Source organism: Lysobacter sp. CA199, assembly GCF_052078715.1.
Lineage (GTDB): Bacteria > Pseudomonadota > Gammaproteobacteria > Xanthomonadales > Xanthomonadaceae > Lysobacter.
The window spans coordinates 51,358-75,925 of record NZ_JBQJIL010000008.1; the positions used below are offsets into that span (position 1 = coordinate 51,358).

Consider the following 24,568-nt stretch of genomic DNA (forward strand, 5'->3'; position numbering starts at 1 on the left):
GGATTCGGGATCGGCAAGGCGAAAGCCGAGGCCGTCCCGGCCGATAACGCAGCGGCCGCCGCCGCTTCTCCCTCATCCCCCATCCTCCATCCCCCATCCCGCCTTGTAGAAGTCGTCGCCGGGGTCATCCGCGACGCGCGTGGTCGGGTGCTGCTCAGTCGCCGTACCGAAGGCCGCGATCTGGCCGGCCTGTGGGAGTTCCCCGGCGGCAAGCGTGAGCCCGGCGAAACCGCCGAGGCGGCGCTTAGCCGCGAGCTGCACGAGGAGCTCGGCATCGAGGCCGAGGTGGGCGCGGAGTTGATCCGGGTTCCTCAGGCCTATCCCGACAAGCGTCTGGTCCTGGACGTGCGCGAGATCCGCGCCTGGCGCGGCAGCGCGCGCGGTCGCGAGGGTCAGGCTCTGGTCTGGGTGCCGCCGCACAAGCTCGCCAGCTATGCGATGCCGCCGGCCGATCGGCCGGTGGTCGCCGCATTGGAGCAGGCCGACCGTTATCTGGTCACCCCCGAGCCCGGCGTCGGCGACGAAGATTGGCTGGCGGCGCTGTCGGCTTCGCTGGCGGCCGGCATGCGGCGCGTGCAGCTGCGCGCGCCGCAACTGGCGAACGCCGCCGACGCGCAGCGATGGGCGCGCCTGGTCGCGGCCGCGGTCAAGCGCTGTCGCGCGGCCAAGGCCGAGGTGTTGATCAACGGCGACCTCGCCCTGGCGACTTCGCTCGGCGTCGGCCTGCATCTGCGCGCCGCGCAACTGCGCGAGTTGAGCCAGCGCCCGATCGCGTCGTCATTGCCTCTGGCGGCCTCCTGCCACGACGCCGACGAACTGCGCGCCGCACAGGCGTTGGGCTGCGACTTCGCCGTGCTCGGCTCGATCAAGCCGACCCCGAGCCATCCGAGCGTGCTCGGCATCGGCTGGGAAGCCTTCGCGGCCTTGCGCGAGTCGGTGTCGTTGCCGATCTATGCCATCGGCGGGCTGGGTCTGGAGGATCTGGGCGAGGCGCGCCGGCATGGCGCGCAAGGCATCGCGGCGATTCGGAGCCTGTGGGCACCGGTTTGAGGCGCGAAGGTTGGGCCCGGGGCACCGGTGATATCGGAAGGCGTCGGGCCTGAAGGCCCTCCCACAAGAGCTCTTGTGATTTCAGCGCCTTTTGTGGGAAGGCCTTCAGGCCCGATGCTTTCGGCTCAGTTCGCGAGATGCCTCAGTCCCGCAAGCTCTCCGCCAGCGCCCGATAACGCCGGTCCAACGCCTCGACCTGCACCTTTAGCGCGTCGATCGGGCCGTCGTTGACGATGACGTCGTCAGCGATCGCCAGCCGCGCCTCGCGGGTGGCCTGGGCCGCGATCATGCGCTGCGCCAACTCCGCTTCGATTCCATCGCGCCGCATCACCCGGGCCTGCTGCACGGCCACTGGCACATCGACCACCAGGCAGCGGTCCAGCCAAGGGTAGGCGTCGCGTCCACCGCCTTCGGCCAGCAGCGGAATCGCTGCGATCGCATAGGCGCCGGCGGCGGTTTGGCACTGTTCGCGCAGCATCGAGCGCACCAGCGGATGCACGATGGCCTCCAGTCGCCGTCGGGCGGCCTCGTCGCCGAACACGATCCGGCGCATCGCGGCGCGATCCAGCGCGCCCTGGCCATCCAGGATTTCGTCGCCGAATGTCGCGACCACCTGGGCCAGCCCTTGGCTGCCGGCCGCCACCGCCGCGCGCGCGGCCAGATCGGCGTCGGCGACGACGATGCCCAGCGCCTCGAAGCGCCGGGTCACCTCGCTCTTGCCCGAGGCCACCCCGCCGGTCACGCCGACGCAGAACCCGGCCATCTCAGCCGATCCCGGAGTACCGCAGATAGGCCTGCAGCAGCGCTTCGCCCCAGAAGAACACGATCCAGCCGGCGATCGCCAGATACGGGCCGAACGGAATCGGAATGCCGATGTCGCGGCCCTTGACCGCCAGCCAGACCGAGCCGATCACCGCGCCGACCAGCGAGGACATCAGAATCACCGGCAGCACGCCCTTGAGCCCGACCCAGGCGCCGATCGCGGCGAGCAGCTTGAAGTCGCCGCCGCCCATGCCCTCACGCGGGTTTTTGACCCGTTTGACCACGACCTGATACTGCTTATAGATCCAGTTCACCAGCCACAGACTGGTAAACCCCGCGATCGCGCCGAGTACGGCCGGTTTGACCGGGAAATACAGGTTGTCGCTGGCCGCGATGATGCCCAGCCACATCAATGGCAGAGTCAGGGCGTCGGGCAGGTACTGGGTGCGCAGGTCGATGCCGGACAGGATGATCAGGAAGCTGGTGAACACCATCGCCCCGAATCCCTGCCAGCCGAAGCCGAAGCGGGCCACGCAGGCCAGCATCAGCAGCATGGTCAGCAGTTCGACCGCCGGGTACTGGATCGAGATCGGCGCCTTGCAGTGCCGGCACTTGCCGCCCAGCACCGCGTAACTGACGACCGGGATGTTCTCGTACCAGGACAACTGATGCTTGCAGTGCGGGCAGTGCGAGCGCTCGACCGCGATACCCGGCGGGGGCGGATCGTAAATCTCCGGCAGCTCCAGGGCCTCGCGCGCGTCCTTCTTCCACTCCCACTCCAGCCGCTTGGGCAGGCGCAGGATCACCACGTTGTAGAAGCTGCCGAGCAGCAGCCCCAAACCGGCCGCGAGGGGATACCCGAGGCCGGGGTTCTGATCTAGAAATGCCATGTGCGCAGGATACTTCGCCGATCAGATCGTCGCAGCAAGCTTGAAGATCGGCAGGTACATGGCGACGACCATGCCGCCGACGAGAACGCCGAGGATGATCATGATCAGCGGCTCCAGCAGGCTCGACAGCGCGTCGACGGCGTTGTTGACCTCCTGTTCGAAGAACTCGGCGACCTTGATCAGCATGGTGTCGAGCGCGCCGGCTTCTTCGCCGATCGCGGTCATCTGGATGACCATGTGCGGGAACAGGTTGACCTGCTTCATCGCCATGTTGACCTGATAACCCACCGAGACGTCATCGCGGATACGCAGCACCGCCTTCTCGTAGACCACGTTGCCGGTCGCGCCGGCCACGGTCTCCAGCGCCTCGACCAGCGGCACGCCCGCGCGGAAGGTGACCGCCAGGGTCCGGGCGAAGCGCGCGACCGCGGCGTTATGCAGAATCTGGCCGACGATCGGAAGCTTCAGCATCATCCGGTCGAGGAAGTGGGCGAAGGCCGGTGAGCGGTTCTTGGCCATGATGAATGCGACCACCGCGCCGATTGCGACCAGCAGGATCAGCCACCACCACGAAATTGCGAACTCGCTCATGCCGATCACCAGCAAGGTGAAGGCCGGCAAGTCGGCGCCGAAGCTTTGGAAAGTGGCCTTGAAGGTCGGCACCACGAAGATCAGCAACACCGCGCTGACCAGGATGGCGACCGCGACGACCATCGCCGGGTAGAACAGCGCTTTCTTGATCTTGCCCTTGAGGGTTTCGATGTTTTCTTTGTAGTTGGCGATGGTGTCGAGCACCGTTTCCAGCACGCCGGCCGATTCGCCGGCCTTGACCAGGTTGCGATAAAGCTCGTCGAACTGGACGGGGTGCTTGGACAGGGCCTCGTGCATCGATAGACCGCTTTCCAGATCGCCTCGGATCGTGTTCAGCAGGTTCTTCATGCGAATGTTTTTCTGCCCCTCGCCGATGATTTCCAGCGCACTCACGATCGGCACGCCGGATTTCATCATGGTGGCGATCTGGCGGCTGAAGATCGCGATCTCGCGCGGGGTGATGCGCTTGCCGGCGGCGCCGAACAGCGGCTTGCCCTTGGGCTTGACCACGGTCGGATTGATGCCTTGGCGGCGCAGTTCGGCGCGGACCAGATTGGCATTCTTGGCCGACTGCTCGCCCTTCATCTTGATGCCGCGCTTGTCGGTGCCTTGCCAGACGAATACGTCCAGGGGATTGGCGCGGCGGGGTACGGCGGCGGTTTTGGTTGCGGAGCGGGTCGCGGACATGGGGCTTAGTCCTTAGTTACGCGGTTGATTTCGGCCAGGCCGGTGACGCCGTTCATCACCTTGACCAGGGCCGAGCGACGCAGATCGCTCACGCCCGACTTGATGGCCGCGGCGGCGATCTGCATCGCATTGCCGCCCTCGAGCACGATGGCCTGGATTTCGTCGGTCATGGGCATGACCTGATAGATGCCGGTACGTCCCTTGTAGCCCTCGGTGCAGTCCGGGCATCCCGCCGGCTCGTACAGTTTGAAACCCGAGGTGATTTCCTCGTGGGTGAAGCCTTCCGCCAGCAGAGCATGCTCGGGCAGATGCACCTCGCGCTTGCAGTCGTGCAGGCGGCGCGCAAGGCGCTGCGCGATCACCAGGGTGACTGAGGAGGTGATGTTGTACGGCGCCACGCCCATGTTCATCAGTCGCGAAATGGTCTGCGGGGCGTCGTTGGTATGCAGGGTCGAGAGCACCATGTGGCCGGTCTGTGCTGCTTTGATGGCGATTTCCGCGGTCTCTAGGTCGCGGATTTCGCCGACCATGATCACGTCCGGATCCTGGCGCAGAAAGCTGCGCAAGGCGGCGGCGAAAGTCATTCCGCGCTTGACGTTCATCTGCACCTGGTTGATGCCAGGCACGCGGATCTCGACCGGGTCTTCGACCGTGGAGATATTGCGCTGGTCGTCGTTGAGGATATTGAGCGCGGTGTACAGCGAAACCGTCTTGCCCGAGCCGGTCGGGCCGGTCACCAGGACCATGCCGTAAGGCTTCATTACGGCGTTGACGAACAGTTCCTTCTGATAGTCCTCATAGCCGAGTTTCTCGATCCCCAGCCGCGCCGCGCTGCCGTCGAGGATACGCAGCACGATCTTCTCGCCGAACAGCGTCGGCAAGGTGCTCATACGGAAGTCGATCTGCTTGGTCTTGGACAGGTTGAGCTTGATGCGTCCGTCCTGCGGCACGCGCTTCTCGGCGATGTCGAGCTGCGCCATGACCTTCAGGCGCGCGGCGATGCGCGCGTGCAGCTTGTTGGGCACTTTGGCGACTTGCTTGAGCAAGCCGTCGATGCGCAGGCGCACCCGGTAGTCGGTTTCGTAAGGTTCGAAATGGATGTCCGAAGCGCCGCGACGGATCGCGTCGACCAGCACCTTGTTGACGAACTTGACCACCGGAGTGTCGTCGCTCTTGGCGTCGATACCGCTGTCGCCGGCGGCCGTGGCCAGATCCTCGTCCTTGCCGATGTCGAGATTATCGAGTCCTTCGCCGTCGCCGACCGCCGCATTGAGCGCGTCGGCCGTGTCCATCCAACGGTCGAGGGTGCGCTTGATCGTGTCCTCGTCGACCAGGATGGCCTCGATGGCCAAGTTGGTCTGGAACTTGATCTCGTCCAGCGCGCGGGTATTGGTCGGATCCGCCAGCCCGACGAACAGCTTGTTGCCGCGCTTGAACAGCGGCAGCACGTTGTGGGTGCGGAACAGGCTCTCACTGACGGCGTTGATCGCCGCCTGGGCGGGGTCGATGGCGCCCGGGTCGATCAGCGGGATGCCGAACTCGACTGAATTGGCGGCCGCTAACTGACTGGGAGTCGTCAGGCGCTTTTCCAGCAGATAGGTCGCGATCGAGACCCGCTCGGCGCTGGCAGCGGACAATGCACCGCGCGCGGCCTGCTCCTCGAGCGCCCCGTCCAGGACCAGGCGTCGGACAATGCCGGTGATTCCCACAAGGTTGGCGTTCGCCACCGTAGACATACGAACCTCTAGTTTCCCCGTCTGAGACTGTAGCGCAATCCGGTCGAGGTTAGGCAGACCGCAGGTCCCCGTCTGGCGCTTGTATGGCTTGAAGCGCCTGAAATCCGATTAAGGTCACGGAATCGGGTGGCCTTGCTCCTGGAAGTATGTCCGCAGGCTGGCCAGTTCCGCCTGATTCTTGAGGTCATGTGCCGGCACGCGTTTGGCGAGCACCCGATAGAGCGCGTGGGCGTCGTTGGTCCGGCCCACGCTCATCAGCAACGTGGCGTGCAGACTCCCGGTCGAGATGGTGCGGCCTTGTTCCCAGGCGATCCTGGACATGTGTTCGGCTTCCTCCCAGCGTTCGGCGCGGGCAAACATCTGCGCCGCATAAAAGCGGGCGGTCCATTTCGGCGTCGCGCTGTCGGGTTGTTGGCGGCTTCGCTCGATGATGAGGCTGAATGTGTCGGCGATGTCGGATGCCGTGGCCTTGCCGCAGCCACCTTTCTCGGCATGAATCGTCGTCAGGTAACGCATGATCTCGGATTCGAGAACGGTGACGCGATCGCCCACGTCCTTCTGTGCGGCCTTCAAGTACGCAGGATCGGCATCACCGTTCTTTTCGCAGTCGATGGATATCAGGAATATATTGGATAACGCCCGATACTGCGGGTTTTCCCCATTGACTGCCAATTGCGCAGTCAGTTTTTTCGCGGTGTCGAATTGCTTCTTTTCCAGCGCCAGCATGCTGCTGTCAAACACCGCGCGCAGGGACTGTGGGTGGTATGTCAGTCCTTGCGCGAAAATAGATTCCTTGTCTTGCCATATGAGCACTCGCCCGAATGTCGCAAACGCAAGTATGGCGGCAAATACGGTTGCCCCAATCAGCCCCAACTGGCGAGGGGTCAGAACATTGGTGCTTATTGGTGGAGCAGAGGCCAGGCCGCCGACAATGATCCAGAAAATTCCGACCGATGGCAGGTAGTTGCGATGCTCGTAGTACATTTCCAGCGGAAGTATGCTGGACTCGACTATATGCGCTCCAAGGAAAAAGAACCACCCAGCGAACACGATTGGCGCGCGTCTCCTCAGGAGTATCGCTACGATGCTAAACGCTGCGAGCGATAGGATGGATATCAAAGTCGACGGCGGCGCAAGAATGCCGGTCGAGACGGGGAAATCATCCGTGTACAGGCCCATTTGTGGGCCGCGTGGCAGCACCAGCATCGACAGATAGTCGGCCAATGCGTGTGGCTGGGTGAGGAGGCGTTGGCTGAGAGTGAACGTCCACTCGGTATAGCCTTGAGTCAGGACGTATGGCCGTGCGGCTAGGAAAATGGCAGTCGCAAGCGCCGGTATGCCTAGGCTCAGCGCAAAGAATGTAGTTATCAGACGCTTGCCCGCTTGGCCTCGGAAGTAGGCAACCTCAATAACTAGGCACAGAAGAGGGGCCACCGCGGCGTTCTGTTTGCTTAACAGGCCGGCCGCTACCAGCAACGGGAAAGTCAAGAATAGGTGTAGTGCTGCCTTGCGAGTCAGCCCTTGGGACGCCTGTTGACGAGCAATCAGATAGGTCCAGCACGATGCCAGCACGAATAAGCTCGCCAGTTGCGCCATGCGCTGAACTGCATATAGAACTGTGCTGACATGCAAAGGATGGAGTAGCCAGAACGCGGCGACAATCAGAGCTACGAGATTTGCGTTTGGGTTCAGTTGTACGTCTTGTCGCGATATCCGTCGCGTAATGACCCAAACCAATACGCCACACAGAAGGTGAATGACAAGATTGCCCAGCTTGTATGGGAACGTGCCAGGTCCGAAGCTGGATGTAAGCACGAAGCTGGCCATTGCAACTGGGCGTGCCAGCAGTAGCGAACGATCGCCGAACACTACCTCCTGAAAAGTCGCCTTACCCAACCGCCATTTCTCGATCGGCGCCAGGTTCCATCCATCGTCGAACAGGAATGGGCCTTTGAGACCGATCCAGTACAGTGCGATCGTAGCCAGCAGCAATGCGCCCAGGCCCACCACATTGCGATTCAAGTAGCGACTCAACAGCATAGGAAGGCTTTCGTGTCTGGAGGATTGCGAAGGTAGCGCAAAAGTAAGTTAGCTGGCGAAGCGAAAACGTTACTCTTGGTTAGCAAGGTTGAAGGATCATGCTGTTGTCTCCCCAAATCGGCGATACGGTAAGTCGCGATAGGTTGTTGAGTATTGGCAGTCGCCGAGGAGACGGTTGTCTTGTTAAACGCAGGATTCATTCTGGTACATGTCGGTCTGTTACGTGCCGTTAGCCATAGATCGTTCGGTCATGAATTACTTCTCGGCCGTGCGTTCGATCAATATAAAAAAAGGCCCGGCTTGTATTCGCCGGGCCTTCGTGAAACGCACTGCGTTTTAGCTTAGGTGCCGCGGCACTCGGCCGGAACCTGGGACTTGCGGGTGACGCTGGAGGTGCACTTCCAGACCAGCTGGGTCGAGGTGGTCGTACCGTCCGCAACCGACGGGGTCAGGGTGATGGTAGCGCCAGCCGGATCCGCGCCAGTCTCTTTAGTCTCCACGGTGATGATGCCCTGCGCGGCGATCGAGACCGTTGCAACGTACCGGGTCGGGCCCTGGAACTGGAAGCCGGTGAGCGCCTGAGTCACAGTAGCCAGCGAGCCACGATCCGAAGCCGTTTCCGACACGGCCAGCTTGGCCGGAGCAGCGGCCGCGAGGCCTTCGGACATCTTGGCGCGGACCGAGTAGTCCTGGTAAGCCGGCAGCGCGATCGCGACCAGGATGCCGAGGATGGCGATGACGATCATCAGTTCGATGAGGGTGAAGCCTTTCTGGTTCTTCATGGTGTTTCCCCTAGGAGTGATTGATAGAAACTTACGTGCCAGCAGGCCCGGTGTTCGGTCCTTCGGCAGCCGTGCGAGCTGCACGTGCCTAAGGCTACGCATAACCCATGCCAACTGCCGGTGTTGGGCAGGCCCGAATTCAAACTGGGTTTGTTGTCACGTTAATGAATTGGTTTTGGCCCGTTTTCGGTGACGCAATTTGTCAGTGCGGTTCGATTTGGGTGACGCACAAGGGCAGGTTGAATAGGGACGAGGCGAAATCGTCGCCGGCGGGCGAGATCGCAACGGCGCCGACCTCGGTCTGGCGCGTGCATTGCGGCCGACGGCTCGCATGCTAGATTTCCTGCGCCTGATCGATGCCGACGCGTGCGTCATCCGCGATTGAGGGCATCCGCTCCAGGGGGGCGGGGCAAGATGAGAAATATGTCGCATTTCTGGTGCCAATCGGCGCTGTAGAGAGGGCTTTGAGTGATTCGCGATCTTGCGATGATTTTCTTCGTGACGTGCTCGACCCTGGGCAGTCAGTTGTTGGTAAAGCACGCGATGTTGCAGATCGCGGCGCGCTCGCCGGCGCCGACCGGCGTGGCGTGGCTATGGGCGGCATTGAGCTCGCCCGCGGTGATCGTGGCCGTCGCCGTGCAGGCGATCGGGTTCACGGTGTGGATGCTGGTGGTCAGCCGGGTCAAGCTGGGCGTGGCCTTCGCGACCTCCGGCGCCTTCTTCTATATCTTGATGGCGGTATCGAGTTGGCTGCTTTATGGCGAACGCTTGGCGCCGATGCAGTGGGCCGGCATCGTGCTGGTGTCGATCGGAGTGTTGATGATTTCCATGTTGGGCCAGGGCGGCTGAGTCGTGCAGCGCGATTTGTCGCATAGCTTCGTCGTTCCTGCATACGGTCGTTCGCCGCATTTGCGCGATTGTCTGCAATCGCTGCGCGCGCAGACCGTCGCTTCGCCGATCGTGGTCGCCACCTCCACGCCTTATGACGGACTGGAAGCTCTCGCCGCCGAGTTCGGCGCGCGCCTGTGCGTGCACGGCCCCAATGGCGGGATAGGCCGCGACTGGAATTTCGCTGTGTCCCAGGCCGATACCGATCTGGTCACCATCGCCCATCAGGACGATATCTATCTGCCGCGTTTCGCCGAGCGTTCGATCGCTGCGACGCGCGCGGCGCCGGATGTAAGTCTGATCGCGACGGGATACGGTGAGCTGTTGGGCGAGCGCGAGCGATTCCATACGCCGATGTTGCTGATCAAGCGCGTTCTGTTGGAATTGGCCTTTCTGGGGCGGCGCCGGATCGGAAGCCTCGCGGCCAAGCAGCGCGCGTTGCGCTTCGGTTGCGCGATCTCCTGCCCGACGGTGACGTTGCGCGTGGATGCGGACGGGCCCGGATTCCGCGAAGATCTCAAGGTCAATCTGGACTGGGACGCCTGGTTGCGCCGGGCGCGTCGCCCGGGCAGTTTCGTATATGTGCGCCAATCGCTGATGTTGCACCGCATCCATGCCAGCAGCGAGACCACCGCCGCGGTGATCGACGGCGTTCGCGCGCGTGAGGATATGGAGATGTTCCGGGCGCTGTGGCCGCCCGCGGTCGCGGGCTGGCTGGCGCGCGTGTACGCCCTGTCCTACGCTGCCGGGGAGCGGGAATGAACGAGACGGTCATGGCCGAAAGCAGAGCGCCGGGGAGAATGTGGTCGCAGGCGCCTCAAGGCGTCGCGCCGGTGCGTGTGCAGGTCGCGGTGGTGATTCCCTGCCATCGCGTGCGTCGCCACATCATGGATGTGATCGCTTCGATCCCTGAACTGGTGAGTCGGATTTACGTCGTCGACGACCGTTGCCCGGATGAGTCGGGCCGCCATGTCGAGGCGCTCAATACCGACCCGCGAGTGAGCGTGATCTATAACGAAGTCAATCTCGGCGTCGGCGGCGCGGTCATCGCCGGTTACCAGCGGGCGTTGGACGACGGCTGCGATGTCATCGTCAAGATGGACGGCGACGATCAGATGGATGCGCGCGCGCTGCCGCGCCTGATCGGTCCGATCCTGCGCGGCGACGCCGACTACACCAAGGGCAACCGCTTCTACGATCTTGCCCAGATCAATCGCATGCCGCGCTTGCGCATCTTCGGCAATGCGATGCTGTCGTTCATGACCAAGATATCTTCCGGCTATTGGGACATCTTCGACCCGACCAACGGTTATACGGCCATCCACGCGCGGGTGGTGGCGCAACTGCCGTTGGCGAAGATCAGTCGTCGCTACTTCTTCGAAACCGACATGCTGTTCCGTCTGAACATCGTGCGTGCGGTCGTGGTCGATGTGCCGATGGACGCGCGCTACGGCGACGAGACCAGCAATCTGCGCATCTCTAAGATCCTGTTCGATTTCATGCTCAAGCACGTGCGCAACACCGGCAAGCGCATCTTCTATAACTATTTCCTGCGCGATTTGTCGCTGGCCTCCATCCAGCTTGCGCTGGGCACGTTGTTCATCGTGCTGGGCGCCGTGCTGGGCCTGCGCTTTTGGTACGACTCTTTCGCCACCGGCATCACCGCGTCGGCCGGTAGCGTCATGCTGGCGGCCTTGCAGATCATCATCGGCATCCAGTTGGTGCTGGGTTTCCTGGCCTACGATATCGCCGCGGTCCCGCGCCGCACGTTGCATCCGCTGCTGCTGTCGAGCGAAGACGAGAGCTGAAATGAGCGGCGACTTCGATGCCAGTTACACCGCCTACCAGACTGATCGCAGCGCGCTGCGGCGGATCGTGCGGCGCGCCTACCTGCGCAGCGCAGCGGCGCAGTTGCACGGTCCGACCCTGGATTTCGGTTGCGGCGTGGGCGAATTGCTCGAACGCCTGCCGGCGGGGTCGAAAGGTCTGGAGTACAACCTCGCCACGGTGGCTCATTGCCGCGCCAGGGGGCTGGACGTGGAGGCCTACGACGGCTACGCCGACGATTGGAAGCTCACTGCGCTGCACGGCGCGCGGTTCGAATCGATGGTGATCAGCCACGTGCTCGAACACCTGGACGAGCCCGCGGCGATTTTGCGACGGCTGCTGACGGCCGCGCGCGGTCTCGGCATCGGGCGCGTACTGGCGATCGTGCCCGGCCAGGCGGGCTATCGCATCGATGCGACCCATCGCACCTTCGTCGACCGGGCGATGTTGTCGACCGACGAGGTGGTCGCCGGGACCGGCTTCAAGCTGGCGCGTTCGCGTTATTTCCCCGGCGACTTGCGTGGAATCGGCGACTGGTTCGCGCACCACGAATTGCAGGCGCTGTTTCTGGCCGCGGCCTGAGCCGCGAAGTCAGGGCCGCCAGCGGCGGCCTCAATCGATCCCGAGCTTCTTGAGCTTGTACCGCAGCGCGCGGAAGGTGATGCCCAGCGCCGCCGCGGTGCGGGTCTTGTTGTAGCGGTTTTCCTGCAGCGCCTGCTGGATCGCCGCTCGCTCGATCTCCTCGATGTACGAGGGCAGGGCGCTGGTCGCGGTGTCGCGTGGGTTCAAGGTGCGCGGATCGACGGCGCCCGGCGGTGCGGCGGGGTGCCCGCCGGCGGTGTTCGGGGCGCCAGCAGCGATGCCGGGCGGGGCCTGGGTGGCCAGGCGCGGCAGCCGCAGGTCGGTGGCGTTGAGCACTTCGCCTTCGGCCAGGGCCAGGGCGCGCTCGAGAATGTTTTCGAGTTCGCGCACGTTGCCGGGGAAGCCGTAGGCGCGCAGCGCATCGAGCGCGTCCTCGCCCAGGCTCGGTACGGGGCGGCCCTGATTGCCGGCCAGGCGGTGCAGGATCTTGGCGGCCAGGCCGGGCAGATCGTCCAGGCGCTCGCGCAACGGCGGCACGCGCAGTTCGATCACGTTGATGCGGTAGTACAAGTCCTGGCGGAAGCGGCCGTCGGCGACCAGCGCGGCGAGGTCCTTGTGGGTCGCCGAGAGGATGCGCACGTCGACCACGACTTCGGTTTGCGCGCCGACCGGGCGGATCGATTTTTCCTGGATCGCGCGCAGCAGCTTGACCTGCATCGGCAGCGGCAGCTCGGCGACCTCGTCGAGAAACAAGGTGCCGCCGTCGGCGGCCTGGAACAGGCCGGGCTTGTCGGCGTGGGCGCCGGTGAAGCTGCCTTTCTTATGACCGAAGAACTCGCTTTCCATCAGCTCGGCCGGGATCGCGCCGCAGTTGACCGGCACGAACGGGCCATCGGCGCGGCCGCCTTCGGAGTGGATGGTGCGGGCGACCAGCTCTTTGCCGACGCCGGACTCGCCGGCGATATAGACCGGCGCCTGACTGCGCGCGACCTTGCCGATGGTCTGGCGCAGCTTGATCATCGCCGGCGATTCGCCGTACAGGCGCGAACCGACCGCCTCGCTGGCGGTGCGGCGGGTCTCGTTGAGTTCCAGGGCGTGGCGGACCAGGTCGCGCAGCACGGCCAGGTCGACCGGCTTGGCGACGAAGTCGAACGCGCCGGCCTTGAGCGCGTCGACCGCGGCTTCGACGTTGCCGAAGGCGGTGATCATCGCGACCGGCGTGTTCGGATACTTCTGGCTGATCTCGGCCACCAAGTCCATGCCCGAGCCGTCGGGCAGGCGCATGTCGGTGAGGCATAAATCGTAACTGTTGCGCAGGAGCTGGCTGCGAGCCTCGCCGAGGCCCGACGCGGTGTCGCAACGCAGGCCCATCCGGCCCAAGGTCATGACGAGCAACTCGCGAATATCGCGCTCGTCATCGACTACCAATGCACTACGAGTTTCAGCCATTACGCCCTCCACCGCCCAAGATAGCTTAACGGGATGGTTAAGGCCAAGACGCTTGTGGCACAGATTCTGCTAATGCCCTCGTCGAGTAGCATCCGTTCAGCCCGGCGAGAGCGCGCTTGCGCCGGCCAGGCGGATGCGGAAGCAGCCGCCGCCGCCCGGCACCGGCACGTAGTCCAGTGCGGCCTGGTTGGCCCTGCATAGTTCGCGCGCGATATACAGCCCCAGGCCGGTGCCGTGGCTGGAGGTGGTGAAGAACGGGCGGAACAAGCGTTCGGCGACCGAGTCGGGAATGCCCGGGCCGCGATCGAGCACGTCGATCGCCGGCAAGCCGACTTCGTCGAAGTACACGTGCACGGTCACCCGTGCCGGTTCGCTGGGCTGGCGGCCGTAGGTGAGCGCGTTGTGCACCAGCACGGTCAGTGCCTGATGCAGTTGGCGCGGATCGACCAGCGCGGCGGCCTGGCTGTGCGATCCGGTCGCGCGCAAGGTGTCCAGCTCGATCGGGTGACTGGCACGGTATTCGTCGACGAACTGGCGCACGAAGCCCATCAACTCCACATGCTCGGGCTTGGCCGGTTCGCGCCGGGCCATGCCGAGCACGTTCTCGACGATGCCGTTCATGCGCGAGCCCTGCTGGCGCACGATTTCCAGCAGGCGCCGGTCGGACACGGCGATATCGCGCGATTCTTCCAGCAACTGCACCGCGTAGTTGATCGCCGCGAGCGGATTGCGGATCTCGTGGGCGAGGCTGGCCGAGAAGCGGCCGAGCGCGGCCAGGGTGATCGATTCGGCGCGGCGCGAGACCAGCGAGGTGTCGTCGAGAAAGATCAGGGTCTGATCGCTGCCGGCGAGCAGGCGGGTGAAGCGCGGCACTACCTCGGGCAGGTCGGGGGCGAGCTGCAGCGGGCTTTCGTCGGGGCGCCCCTCCACCCGCCAGCGGCTCAAGCGGCGGGCGAGTTCGGGCGAAGCGATCGCGAGGATGCGGTGGCCGTGGCGGGTGCCGTCGTACTCGCCGCTGTCGCCGAGCAACAGCATCGCCGCCTCGTTGGCCAGGCGCAGGCGGCCTTCGCCGTCGACCAGGAGCACGCCGGTGCGCATGCGGCGAATGATGAGTTCGTTGATTTCGGCGTAGTTGGCGGCCTCGGCGCCGCGGCGTTCGGCCAGTTCCTGGCTTTCGCGCATCTGCCGGCCGAGCATGTTGGTGAGCAGCGCGATCGACAGATAGCCCAGTGCGAACATGATCGGCTCGGCGAGGGTGCGGCCCACGCTTTCGCTGCCGAGCTCGCTCCACAGCCATTCGCCGACCAGCCCGATGCAGGCCAGGACCGCGGCGCTGATGCCGTAGCGAGTGGGCAGCAGCAGCGCGGCCGCGCCGACGTTGAACATCAGCATCAGGGCGATGCCGGTGCCGGCCGAGGGCAGCGCGTGAATCGCCAGGATGCCGAAGAACAGGTCGCAGGCGATGCCGGCGATCACCTGGCCGCGCAACTCGCCGCGGCGGCCGAACACGAACAGCAGCGCGGCCATGAACAGATACGACAGCGCCAGCGAGCGGGCGAACAAGTCGTGGCGTGGAGGGGCGATCAGGCTGTCCACCGGTCCGAACAGGAAGAACACCAGCAAGGCGGCTTCCAGCAGGCGATAGAGGGTGAAGAAATACAGTTCGCGGCGCAGCGCGAGGTCGGCATCGGCCGGACTGGAGGGAGCGAGACCTGACGGCAAGCGGGGATTCCCGGCGCGGGCGGAGTACTTATCAGTATAGGGCGGGCGGCCGCTCGCGCCCGATGCGGAGCGGCGGTCGGGTGGCATGGACGCCGTCGAGGCGGGGCAGGTCCGTCGGGCGGACCTTGCCTGATCGGGCCGCCGCGTAGCCGCGGTGCGTCGTTCGGGCTTGCATCGGAGCGGTCGCGGGCGCGGTCCGGACGGCCCGGAGCCTGCTCCGCCCGCGGCATCGGCCGGTAACACGCGGGGGCCATGCTGGGTCCGGCCGGTCGACCGGCCGTCGCCGGGTTTTGCTCGACCCGCCGCGATCGGCGACAATGCGGCCCCCTCGCGCGTCCGCCGGCCCTCGGCCGGGTACACGCGCGGGACGTCTTTCACTCCCCTCGGTGACGCATGAATTTTCACGAATATCAGGCAAAGCAGCTGTTTGCCGACTACGGCATCGCAGTGCCGGCCGGGCGCGTTGCGCGCACTCCCGATGAAGCCGTTGCGGCCGCCAAGGCCATTCCGGGCGATCTGTGGGTGGTCAAGGCCCAGATCCACGCAGGCGGCCGCGGCAAGGCCGGCGGCGTCAAGCTGGCGAAGAACTTCGACGAAGTGAAGCAGTACGCCAAGGCCATGCTCGGCACCAAGATGGAGACCTACCAGTCGGCCGGCGTCGCTCTGCCGATCGACTCGGTGCTGATCTCCGAAGGCACCGACATCGACAAGGAACTGTACTTGTCGATCTTGGTCGACCGTTCGACCCAGTCGGTCACCTTCATCGCTTCGGCCGAAGGCGGCGTGGACATCGAGAAGGTCGCCGAGGAAACCCCGGAAGCGATCAAGACCGTGCACGTCAACTACGTGCAGGGCCTGCAGGCCTACCAGTGCCGCGAGCTCGCCTTCGACCTGGGCCTCAACGCCAAGCAGGCCGGCCAGCTGACCACGATCATGCTGGGCTTGTACAAGCTGTTCAACGAGAAGGACCTGGCGCTGGTCGAACTCAACCCGCTGGCGATCCTCACCAACGGCAACCTGGCCGTGCTTGACGGCAAGGTCAACAGCGACGACAACGCCACGTTCCGTCACAAGGACCTGGCGGCGATGCGCGACATCCGCCAGGAAGACGAGACCGAAGTGCTGGCCAGTCAGCACGATCTCAACTACGTCACCATGGACGGCAACATCGGCTGCATGGTCAACGGCGCCGGTCTGGCGATGGCGACCATGGACGTGATCCAGTTGGAAGGCGGCTCGCCGGCCAACTTCCTCGACGTCGGCGGCGGCGCCACCAAGGAGCGCGTGACCGAAGCGTTCAAGCTGATTCTCAGCTCGGACAAGGTCAAGGCGATCTTCGTCAACATCTTCGGCGGCATCGTCCGCTGCGACATGATCGCCGAGGGCATCATCGCCGCGGTCAAGGAAGTCGACGTCAAGGTGCCGGTCATCGTGCGTCTTGAAGGCACCAACGTGGAAGCCGGCAAGGAACTGCTGAAGAATTCGGGTCTGGCCATTACCCCGGCGGACAATATCAACGACGGCGCTAAGAAGGCGGTTGCTGCCGTCGCTGGCAAGTAAGGGGCTAATGACATGTCCGTTTTGATCAATAAGAACACCAAGGTCATCGTGCAGGGCTTCACCGGCTCGCAGGGCACCTTCCACGCCGAACAGATGCTCGAGTACGGCACCAAGGTCGTCGGCGGCGTGACCCCGGGCAAGGGCGGCACCCAGCATCTGGGCCTGCCGGTCTTCAACACCGTGCGCGACGCAGTCGAAGAGACCGGCGCCGACGCCTCGGTGATCTACGTGCCGCCGCCGTTCGCGGCCGATGCGATCCTGGAAGCGGCCGACGCCGGCATCAAGGTCATCGTGTGCATCACCGAAGGCATTCCGGTGCTGGACATGCTGCGCGTGAAGAACACCCTCAACGGTTTTGAGGACGTGGTTCTGGTCGGTCCGAACTGCCCCGGCGTCATCACCCCGGGCGAGTGCAAGATCGGCATCATGCCGGGCCACATCCACAAGCCGGGCAAGATCGGCATCGTCTCGCGTTCGGGCACGCTGACCTATGAAGCGGTCAAGCAGACCACCGACGTGGGCCTGGGCCAGTCGACCTGCATCGGCATCGGCGGCGACCCGATCAACGGCACCAACTTCATCGACGCGCTGAAGTGGTTCCAGGACGATCCGCAGACCGAAGGCATCATCATGGTCGGCGAAATCGGCGGTTCGGCCGAGGAAGAAGCGGCCGAGTTCATCGCTCAGTACGTCACCAAGCCGGTGGTCGGCTTCATCGCCGGCGCCTCGGCGCCGAAGGGCAAGCGCATGGGCCACGCCGGCGCGATCGCCTCGGGCGGTCAGGGCACGGCCGAAGGCAAGTTCGCGGCGATGGAAAAGGCCGGCGTCACCACGGTCAAGTCGCCGGGCGACCTGGGCGCGGCGATCGCCAAGCGCTTGGCGAAGTAAGCCGGCGCGATGCAGTTGAGCGCGATGCTGCATTGAACGACCAAAGAAGCCGCCTCCGGGCGGCTTTTTTTTGCTTCGCGCAGCGCCCTTCGTGGCTGTAGCACTTTTGTGCTACACTGGCCTGGCCCCATCGCGATCGCAATCGAGGATGCCATGTCCACCACGACCATCCGCCTGACCGAAGAACTCAAAACCCGCGTGGCGCGGGCCGCCGAACGCGCCGGCACGACGCCGCACGGCTTTATCCTCGAGGCGATTGCCGAGAAGGCCGAAGCCCAGGAACACCGCGATCAAATGCACGATCAGGCCGAGCAGCGTTACGCGCGGATCGTCGCCACCGGCGAGATGATCGGCTGGTCGGACATGCGCAGCTACTTGCAAGCGCGTGCCGCCGGCCGGCCGGCCGCGGCGCCGAAGCCGAAAAAACCGGCGGGTTGAATGGCCAGGATCGAGTTCGCCCCCGAAGTGCTGGAAGATTTCGATCGGATCATCGACCACTTGCTCGAGCACGAGGTCGCCGAAACCGGCTCGCGCATCGAAGGGATCGTCAACGCTCTGGATGTGCTTGCCGACAACCCGTTGATCGGTCGAAGCACGGATTCGGACTTGCGCGAACTGATCGTCGGCCAGGACACAAGGGGTTACGTGGCGTTGTACCGCTATGTGCAAGCGATCGAGACCGTCTTCGTATTGGCGATCCGCGCGCAGAAGGAAGCCGGCTATGTGCGGCTGTAGTTCGTAGGTCCCGTACCGGTTTCGCGCGGCCCGGGCCGGAGCCGGCTCCAGGCGCGCCTGTCCCGAAGTCATTGTCCGCATTCAACGAGTAATTCGCGCATGTCCGCAACGCTTCGCATCGCCCTGGCCCAATTCGACTTCCCCGTCGGCGCGGTCGAAAAGAACGCCGAACGCATCGCGGCGATGATCGCGCAGGCGCGCGACGAGCACGGCGCCGACATGGTGCTGTTCCCCGAACTGGCGGTCAGCGGCTATCCGCCGGAAGACCTGTTGCTGCGGCCGAGTTTCCTGGCCGACTGCCAAGCCGCGCTGGAGCGCATCGCCGGCGCGGCGCACGGCATCGTCGCGGTGGTCGGCTGGCCGCAGGCGGCCGGCGCGGTGGTCTACAACGCCGCCAGCGTGCTGCGCGGCGGCCGGGTCGAGGCGACTTACCGCAAGCGCGAATTGCCCAACTATGCGGTGTTCGACGAGCGCCGCTATTTCGACGTCGATCCCGACGGCGAGGCCTGCGTGTTCGAGGTCAAGGGCGTGCCGGTCGGCGTGGTGATCTGCGAAGACCTGTGGTTCGCCGAGCCGCTGGCGGCGACGGCGCAGGCCGGTGCGAGTCTGGTGCTGGTGCCCAACGCCTCGCCGTTCGAACGCGACAAGCACGCCCAGCGCGACGCGCTGCTGGCGCTGCGCACGCAAGAAACCGGCGTGGCGCTGGCGTATCTCAATGTGGTCGGCGGCCAGGACGCGCTGGTGTTCGACGGCGCCTCGGTGCTCGCCGACGGCGACGGCAACGTGCATCAGGCCGCGGCCGCGTTCGAAGACCATTGGCTGATCGCAGATTACGACGGCGCCACGCGCCGCTTCACGCCGGTGTCGTGGCCCAGCGAGCACGACGAAGGGCGCGATGCGCTGGCCTGGCGCGCGGTGGTGCGCGGCACGCGCGATTACTGCCGCAAGAACGGCTTCGAAAAGGTATGGCTGGGGCTGTCGGGCGGTATCGACTCGTCCCTGGTCATGGCCATCGCGGTCGACGCGTTGGGGCCGCAGAACGTGGTCGCGGTGCGCATGCCCTCGCGCTACACCGCCGACCTGTCCAACGACCTCGCCGCCGAGCAATGCGCGCGCCAGGGCGTGCGTCTGCTGGCCTTGCCGATCGAGAAGCCGTTCCAGGGCTATCTGGACACGCTGGCCGAAACCTTCGCCGGCAAGCCGGTTGACGTGACCGAGGAGAATCTGCAGTCGCGCACCCGCGGCGCGCTGCTGATGGCGATGAGCAACAAGTTCGGCGGTCTGCTGCTGACCACCGGCAACAAGAGCGAGTACGCGGTCGGTTACGCGACCATCTACGGCGATATGTGCGGCGGCTACGCGCCGATCAAGGATCTGTACAAGACCGAGGTGTTCGCGTTGGCGCGCTGGCGCAACGCCATCGCCGGCGCGCCGGTGATTCCGTGGGCGGTGATCGATCGCCCGCCGTCGGCGGAGTTGCGCGAGAACCAGAAGGACCAGGATTCGCTGCCGCCCTACGACGTACTCGATGCGATCCTGCTTCGCCATGTCGATCAGGAGCAGTCACGCGACGAAATCATCAACGCCGGCTTCGATCCGGCGACGGTGGAGCGGGTGCTGCGGCTGGTGCGGATCAGCGAATGGAAGCGGCACCAGGCCGCGCCGGGGCCCAAGGTGTCGCGGCGCGCGTTCGGGCGCGAGCGGCGCTATCCGATCAGCAACGGCTATTCGGCATGACGTTCTGATCCGTACCTCCCTGTAGGAGCGGCGCGAGCCGCGACCGCGACATCACAGTTACGGCGTATGCGCGATGTTGCGGTCGCGGCTTGCGCCGCTCCTACAGGGGGCGGCCGGACCTGCGTCGCGATCGTCAGCAACAAAAAACGCCGCCCTTGGGGCGGCGTTTTCAGTTTTGCGATTCGAACCGGGCGCTTACTGCTTGCGCTTGGCCTCGTCCCGGTCGCGGTTGTCCACCGCCGACTTCTCGCCCGCGAACGGGTTGAGCTTGCGCAGGTTGCTCGGGTAGTCCGGCCACTTGCCGGTCAGCGCCGGATGGCCGGCGTCGTTCTGCTGCAGCACGCGCTTGGCGTCGGCGGCGAGGGTCGGGTTGTCCAGGCCCTCGTAGGCCTTGAGCAGCACCGCCACCGCGTCGTTCTGGTAACGGCTCTGCGGGTAGGTTTCGAGCAGGTACTTGGCGCGATCGACCGCGGCCACGAGGGCGGTGCGGCGCAGGTAGTACAGCGACACGTCCAGCTCATGACGGGCGAAGGTGTCGCGCAGCACCATCATGCGCTTGCGCGAATCCTCGGCGTAGCGGCTGTTGGGATAGCGTTCGGCCACGATCAGGAAATCGTTGTAGGCCTGCATCGGCGTCGCCAGGTCGCGGCGGCTCACGTCCAGGCGCCAGACCTTCTGCAGGAACACCGTGTCGCGACTGGAATTCACCAGCCCGCGCAGGTAGTACAGATAGGCGATGTTGCGGTGGGTCGGGTAGGTGCGGATGAAACGGTCGATGCTGCTGACCGCGTCGTCGTGCTTGCCCGACTTGTACTGAGCGTAGGCGGTCTCGATCAGCGCCTGCTCGGTGTAGGGGCCGTACGGGTACTGGGCGACCAGGCGCTTGAAGCTGACCTCGGCCGAAGCCCAGTTGCCGTTGGTCATCGACTTGTGGGCTTTCTCGTAGATGGCCTCGACCGGCTGGCCTTCGTCCGCGTCCTTGTCCTTCTTGAACATCTTGCCGACGCTCTTGCAGCCGGTGGCGGCGACGGCGACCAGCAGCAACAGGCAGAACAGGCGAGTCATACGGGACAAATCAGCGCGGGACGGGGCGGAACGTACAGTCATGGCAGGCATCGACGGGCGCCGGAGGCACGAAGAGCCGATAATAGCAGTCCGCGGGTCGGCCCCCTTAACCGATCCCGTACTTCGCTCGCCGGCCCGCCGCTCCGCTCGGGCCGCCGTTCCACCCCCTTGCACAGATCCCATAGACCCGACCCTGATGAGCGACCCCCGCCAGACCCTGATCGCCACCGTGCCCGACAGCGCGGCCGGCCGCCGCTTCGATGCGGTCCTCGCCGAGCTGTTTCCCGACTATTCGCGATCGCGGCTGGCGGCTTGGATCAAGAGCGGCGACGCCCGCCTGAACGGCGAGCAGGTGCGTCCGCGCGACCCGGTCCGCGGCGGCGAGAGCGTCGAGCTGAACGTGGTCCTGGACACCCAGACCCACGCCGAAGCCGAGAACATCGCCCTCGACATCCTCTATGAGGACGCCGAGGTGATCGTCCTGGACAAGCCGGCCGGGCTGGTCGTGCACCCCGGCGCCGGCAATCCGGCCGGCACCCTGGTCAACGCCTTGCTGCACCACGATCCCTCGCTGGCCGCGCTGCCGCGCGCCGGTATCGTCCATCGCCTGGACAAGGACACCTCGGGAGTGATGGTGGTGGCCCGCACCTTGCCGGCGCACACCTCGCTGGTCGATCAGCTGTCCGCGCGCGAAGTCCACCGCCAGTACCTGGCCGTGGTGGTCGGCGCGTTGGTCTCCGGCGGTACCGCCAACGCGCCGATCGACCGTCACCCGCGCGATCGCCTGCGCATGGGCGTGCGCGACGACGGTAAGGACGCAGTCACCCATTACCGCCTGCGCGAGCGCTTCCGCGCCCATACCCTGCTGGAATGCCGCCTGGAAACCGGCCGCACCCATCAGATCCGCGTGCACATGCAGCACCTCAAGCACCCGATCGTCGGCGACCCGCTGTACGGTGGCCCGCTCAAGCTGCCCAAGGGCGCGACCGACGGTCTGGTGGAAGCGCTGCGCGGCTTCAAGCGCCAGGCCCTGCATGCCGAGACCTTGGAGTTTGCCCATCCGGTCAGCGGCGAGCCGGTGCGCTGCACCGCCGCGGTGCCAGCCGACATGCAGCATCTGGTCGGCGAATTGCGCGACGACTCGCGCGCGGCGGCGGACGCCGGCCGATGAGCGCACAACCCGACGCCGCGCCGTGGATCGCCGCGGACTGGCCGCTGCCGGCGTCGGTGCACGGTTTCACCACCGTGCGCGGCGGCCTGGGCGTATCGCAGGCGCCGTTCGATCGTTTCAATCTCGGCACGCGTTACGGCGCGGATCGCGACGATCCGGCCGCGGTCGCGCGCAATCGCGAGCTGCTGGCCGAACGCGCCGCGCTGCCGTCGCCGCCGCGCTGGCTGCATCAGGTGCACGGCGCCGGAGTGATCCGTTTCGATGCGGCGAGCTCAGGCACGGCGACCGGCGACGACGAACCCGAGGCCGACGCTTCGGTCGCCTCCGAGGGCGGCGTGGTGCTGGCCATCCTCACCGCCGATTGTCTGCCGGTGCTGTTCGCCGCGCACGACGGCAGCGAAGTCGGCGCCGCGCACGCGGGTTGGCGCGGATTGGCCGACGGCGTGTTGGAAGCGACGGTCGCGGCGATGCGCACCGTGCCCGATCGCCTGCATGCCTGGCTCGGCCCGGCGGCCGGGCCGAGCCATTATGAAATCGGCGCGGAAGTGCGCGATGCGTTCCTTTCGCGCGATCCGGCCGCGGACGCGGCCTTCGTCGCCACGCGTCCCGGCCATTGGCTCGTCGATCTGTACGCCTTGGCCCGATTGCGGCTGGCGAAGTCCGGCCTGCGCGCCGATCATGTTCACGGCGGCGGGTTGTGCACGATCGCTGAGCCCGGCCGTTTCTATTCCCACCGCCGCGACCGACGCACCGGCCGCATGGCGACTCTCATTTGGATGGACTGATGCGAACCACGGCCCAACGGACGGTCCTGTCCCTGTCTTTATTCCTCGCCGCTTCGTTCAGCGCCGACGCCGCCGCGATGGATTGCGAGTCGCGTCTGTACGACGTGTTGAAAGCCGCCTATCCCGGCGCGAAAACCGTAGCCGGCGACGACGGCGAATCGCTGCGCACCGCCGGCGCGCAACCGCGCTGGATCCGACTCGAAGACGTGGCCTGCAAGGTCTGGCCGGCCTCGCCGGACAAGACGCTGCTCGCGGTGCGTCTGCGCCATGAAGCCGCCAGCGGTCAGGATGCGGAAACCGCCGATCTGGAAGTGTTGGTCGTCGATTCGGCGCGGCCGCGCATTCTGCAGCGCTACCGAGAGAACGGGGCGTTGACCTCCGATGCGATCCGGATCAGCTCGGTCACGCTGGACACCGCGCGTTACCTCCTCAACGAGAGCGCCACCGCTTTCGGCGTGCGCATCGATTACAGCGGATCTTCGCGCCCCAATCCCTACGGCAGCACCGTGATGAACCTGTACGCGGCCAGCGGCGGCACGTTGCGGCCGGTGCTGCGCAAGCTGGAAGTGTCGCGCGAGCGCGGCGAATGGGACACCCAATGCGCCGGCGAGTTCGAGAGCGCCAAGCGCACCGTCGCGATCGACGCCAAGCGCGATCACGGCTACGCCGGCCTGCTGGTCAGCAGCGTCGAGGACACCCGGCGCAATGTAGTGGAAGGAAAGGAATGCGCGGACGTGCCGGGCGCTCGCAAAAAGCGCAGCGTGCGGCTGTCCTTCGACGGCCGCGAGTATGCGGTGCCGGCCGATCTGAGCGGGTTGTAAGGGGCGAGCGATGAAGAACGTTCCGACGCCGGCGCAACTGAGCGCGCGTGAGGGCTTGTATCCGCGCGTGCTCGGCGTGCGCTTCATGTTCATGCCGCGGACTTTGCGCCTGTTGCATGGGCGCGGCGGTCGCCAGCGATACCACGGCGAGGTCGAGGCCGAACGCGGCGAAGGTCTGTGCTCGCGCGTGTTCGCGCGCATCGCCGGCTTGCCCAAGGCGTATACCGGGCCGATCGAAGTGGAGATCGACGCAGGCGTGCGCGGCGAAACCTGGATCCGACGCTTCGGCAAATCGACGATGCGTTCGCGACTGGTCGGAGGCGACGGTCTGGTGTTCGAGCGCTTGGGACCGATGCGGTTCGCGTTCGCGCTCGAACTGGCCGGCGAGGTTTCCCAGCCGGCGCCCTCGGGCATGCAGTCGTTGCACAGCGGCGAGGCGGTCGCGGTGTCGTCTGCGGGCGCGGGCGGCGCGGTCTATTCATCGTCGGGCGAAACCTTGCACGAGATCGCATCCGACCCCGGCTTGACCTGGCGGCTGGTCCGCGTGCGCGCGCTCGGCTTGCCGCTGCCGCTGGGTTGGTTCGGCGGCGTGCATGCGCGCGAGTTCGAGCGCGACGGGCGTTATCGCTTCGATGTGCGCGCGGCGTTGCCGGGAATCGGGTTGCTGGTGCATTACCGCGGTTGGCTGGATGTCGAGGGCTGAAGCGTCGTAGGGGCCGTTTGCATGCGGGTTTTGGACTGCTGCGTTTCCGTATCGCGGGTGCGCGGGAGGGCGTGGCGTTCTATGCTGCGCACGGACG

At 65.4% G+C, this 24,568-nt stretch carries 23 protein-coding genes; 14 read left to right on the forward strand and 9 right to left on the reverse strand.

The window, feature by feature from the left end:
* The first annotated feature begins 81 nt into the window (after window positions 1-81).
* On the forward strand, window positions 82-1,050 hold the full coding sequence (locus ACTOWJ_RS15310) for a Nudix family hydrolase (RefSeq protein ID WP_441335779.1): 969 nt from the start codon (window positions 82-84) through the stop codon (window positions 1,048-1,050).
* A gap of 142 nt (window positions 1,051-1,192) precedes the next feature.
* Here the strand turns inward: ACTOWJ_RS15310 and coaE are convergent, their stop codons facing one another.
* The 6 genes from coaE to ACTOWJ_RS15340 form a co-directional block, all read right to left on the reverse strand.
* A complete protein-coding gene (coaE, locus tag ACTOWJ_RS15315; protein WP_441335496.1) occupies window positions 1,193-1,813 on the reverse strand; it encodes a dephospho-CoA kinase in 621 nt (206 codons plus the stop codon).
* 1 nt (window position 1,814) lies between these two features.
* The gene (locus tag ACTOWJ_RS15320) at window positions 1,815-2,702 is read right to left on the reverse strand and encodes a prepilin peptidase (protein WP_441335497.1); all 888 of its coding nucleotides are present in this window, start codon (window positions 2,700-2,702) and stop codon (window positions 1,815-1,817) included.
* A gap of 21 nt (window positions 2,703-2,723) precedes the next feature.
* Window positions 2,724-3,980, reverse strand: a complete 1,257-nt coding sequence (locus tag ACTOWJ_RS15325; protein ID WP_441335498.1) for a type II secretion system F family protein — start codon at window positions 3,978-3,980, stop codon at window positions 2,724-2,726.
* Between the two features lie 5 nt (window positions 3,981-3,985).
* On the reverse strand, window positions 3,986-5,716 hold the full coding sequence (pilB, locus tag ACTOWJ_RS15330) for a type IV-A pilus assembly ATPase PilB (protein ID WP_441335499.1): 1,731 nt from the start codon (window positions 5,714-5,716) through the stop codon (window positions 3,986-3,988).
* Between the two features lie 114 nt (window positions 5,717-5,830).
* Entirely contained in the window at window positions 5,831-7,756 is a 1,926-nt protein-coding gene (locus ACTOWJ_RS15335; RefSeq protein WP_441335500.1) for a hypothetical protein, read from the reverse strand.
* Window positions 7,757-8,097: 341 nt separating this feature from the next.
* Window positions 8,098-8,538: a pilin gene (locus ACTOWJ_RS15340; RefSeq protein WP_441335501.1), complete on the reverse strand. Its 441-nt coding sequence runs from the start codon at window positions 8,536-8,538 to the stop codon at window positions 8,098-8,100.
* A gap of 486 nt (window positions 8,539-9,024) precedes the next feature.
* Between ACTOWJ_RS15340 and ACTOWJ_RS15345 the strand changes: the two genes are divergently transcribed.
* The 4 genes from ACTOWJ_RS15345 to ACTOWJ_RS15360 are packed head-to-tail and all read left to right on the forward strand — an operon-like array spanning window position 9,025 to window position 11,835.
* On the forward strand, window positions 9,025-9,387 hold the full coding sequence (locus ACTOWJ_RS15345) for an EamA family transporter (RefSeq protein ID WP_441335502.1): 363 nt from the start codon (window positions 9,025-9,027) through the stop codon (window positions 9,385-9,387).
* Between the two features lie 3 nt (window positions 9,388-9,390).
* Entirely contained in the window at window positions 9,391-10,188 is a 798-nt protein-coding gene (locus ACTOWJ_RS15350) for a glycosyltransferase family 2 protein (RefSeq protein ID WP_441335503.1), read from the forward strand.
* 11 nt (window positions 10,189-10,199) lie between these two features.
* A complete protein-coding gene (locus ACTOWJ_RS15355) occupies window positions 10,200-11,234 on the forward strand; it encodes a glycosyltransferase family 2 protein (RefSeq protein ID WP_441335504.1) in 1,035 nt (344 codons plus the stop codon).
* A 1-nt stretch (window position 11,235) separates the two neighbouring features.
* Complete coding sequence (locus ACTOWJ_RS15360; RefSeq protein WP_441335505.1) at window positions 11,236-11,835, forward strand: class I SAM-dependent methyltransferase; 600 nt, start codon at window positions 11,236-11,238, stop codon at window positions 11,833-11,835.
* A 30-nt stretch (window positions 11,836-11,865) separates the two neighbouring features.
* Here ACTOWJ_RS15360 and ACTOWJ_RS15365 read toward each other — a convergent pair whose 3' ends face one another.
* Together ACTOWJ_RS15365 and ACTOWJ_RS15370 are read right to left on the reverse strand one after the other, a co-directional pair.
* Window positions 11,866-13,284: a sigma-54-dependent transcriptional regulator gene (locus ACTOWJ_RS15365; protein ID WP_441335506.1), complete on the reverse strand. Its 1,419-nt coding sequence runs from the start codon at window positions 13,282-13,284 to the stop codon at window positions 11,866-11,868.
* A gap of 96 nt (window positions 13,285-13,380) precedes the next feature.
* On the reverse strand, window positions 13,381-15,006 hold the full coding sequence (locus tag ACTOWJ_RS15370; RefSeq protein WP_441335507.1) for a sensor histidine kinase: 1,626 nt from the start codon (window positions 15,004-15,006) through the stop codon (window positions 13,381-13,383).
* 393 nt (window positions 15,007-15,399) lie between these two features.
* Between ACTOWJ_RS15370 and sucC the strand changes: the two genes are divergently transcribed.
* The 5 genes from sucC to ACTOWJ_RS15395 all read left to right on the forward strand — a co-directional run bounded on the left by sucC (window position 15,400) and on the right by ACTOWJ_RS15395 (window position 19,926).
* A complete protein-coding gene (sucC, locus tag ACTOWJ_RS15375; RefSeq protein WP_441335508.1) occupies window positions 15,400-16,566 on the forward strand; it encodes an ADP-forming succinate--CoA ligase subunit beta in 1,167 nt (388 codons plus the stop codon).
* Window positions 16,567-16,578: 12 nt separating this feature from the next.
* Window positions 16,579-17,454, forward strand: a complete 876-nt coding sequence (gene sucD, locus ACTOWJ_RS15380) for a succinate--CoA ligase subunit alpha (RefSeq protein ID WP_441335509.1) — start codon at window positions 16,579-16,581, stop codon at window positions 17,452-17,454.
* Window positions 17,455-17,607: 153 nt separating this feature from the next.
* Window positions 17,608-17,892, forward strand: coding sequence for a CopG family ribbon-helix-helix protein (locus ACTOWJ_RS15385; protein ID WP_441335510.1), 285 nt, complete (start codon window positions 17,608-17,610; stop codon window positions 17,890-17,892).
* Window positions 17,893-18,189 carry a type II toxin-antitoxin system RelE/ParE family toxin gene (locus tag ACTOWJ_RS15390; RefSeq protein WP_441335511.1) on the forward strand — a complete coding sequence of 99 codons (297 nt, stop codon included), beginning with the start codon at window positions 17,893-17,895 and terminating at the stop codon, window positions 18,187-18,189.
* A gap of 99 nt (window positions 18,190-18,288) precedes the next feature.
* Window positions 18,289-19,926 carry an NAD+ synthase gene (locus ACTOWJ_RS15395; RefSeq protein WP_441335512.1) on the forward strand — a complete coding sequence of 546 codons (1,638 nt, stop codon included), beginning with the start codon at window positions 18,289-18,291 and terminating at the stop codon, window positions 19,924-19,926.
* 195 nt (window positions 19,927-20,121) lie between these two features.
* On the opposite strand, the gene ACTOWJ_RS15400 is transcribed toward ACTOWJ_RS15395, so the two are convergent.
* Window positions 20,122-21,033, reverse strand: a complete 912-nt coding sequence (locus ACTOWJ_RS15400) for an outer membrane protein assembly factor BamD (protein WP_441335513.1) — start codon at window positions 21,031-21,033, stop codon at window positions 20,122-20,124.
* 154 nt (window positions 21,034-21,187) lie between these two features.
* On the opposite strand from ACTOWJ_RS15400, the gene rluD reads away from it, so the two are divergent.
* Genes rluD through ACTOWJ_RS15420 form a run of 4 tightly spaced genes read left to right on the forward strand, consistent with a single transcriptional unit; the run spans window position 21,188 to window position 24,471 of the window.
* Window positions 21,188-22,162, forward strand: a complete 975-nt coding sequence (rluD, locus tag ACTOWJ_RS15405; RefSeq protein ID WP_441335514.1) for a 23S rRNA pseudouridine(1911/1915/1917) synthase RluD — start codon at window positions 21,188-21,190, stop codon at window positions 22,160-22,162.
* On the forward strand, window positions 22,159-22,947 hold the full coding sequence (gene pgeF, locus ACTOWJ_RS15410) for a peptidoglycan editing factor PgeF (protein WP_441335515.1): 789 nt from the start codon (window positions 22,159-22,161) through the stop codon (window positions 22,945-22,947). Before rluD ends, pgeF begins: the two co-directional genes overlap by 4 nt.
* On the forward strand, window positions 22,947-23,768 hold the full coding sequence (locus ACTOWJ_RS15415; protein ID WP_441335516.1) for a hypothetical protein: 822 nt from the start codon (window positions 22,947-22,949) through the stop codon (window positions 23,766-23,768). Before pgeF ends, ACTOWJ_RS15415 begins: the two co-directional genes overlap by 1 nt.
* 10 nt (window positions 23,769-23,778) lie before the next feature.
* A complete protein-coding gene (locus tag ACTOWJ_RS15420) occupies window positions 23,779-24,471 on the forward strand; it encodes a DUF4166 domain-containing protein (RefSeq protein WP_441335517.1) in 693 nt (230 codons plus the stop codon).
* Window positions 24,472-24,568: the final 97 nt, after the last annotated feature.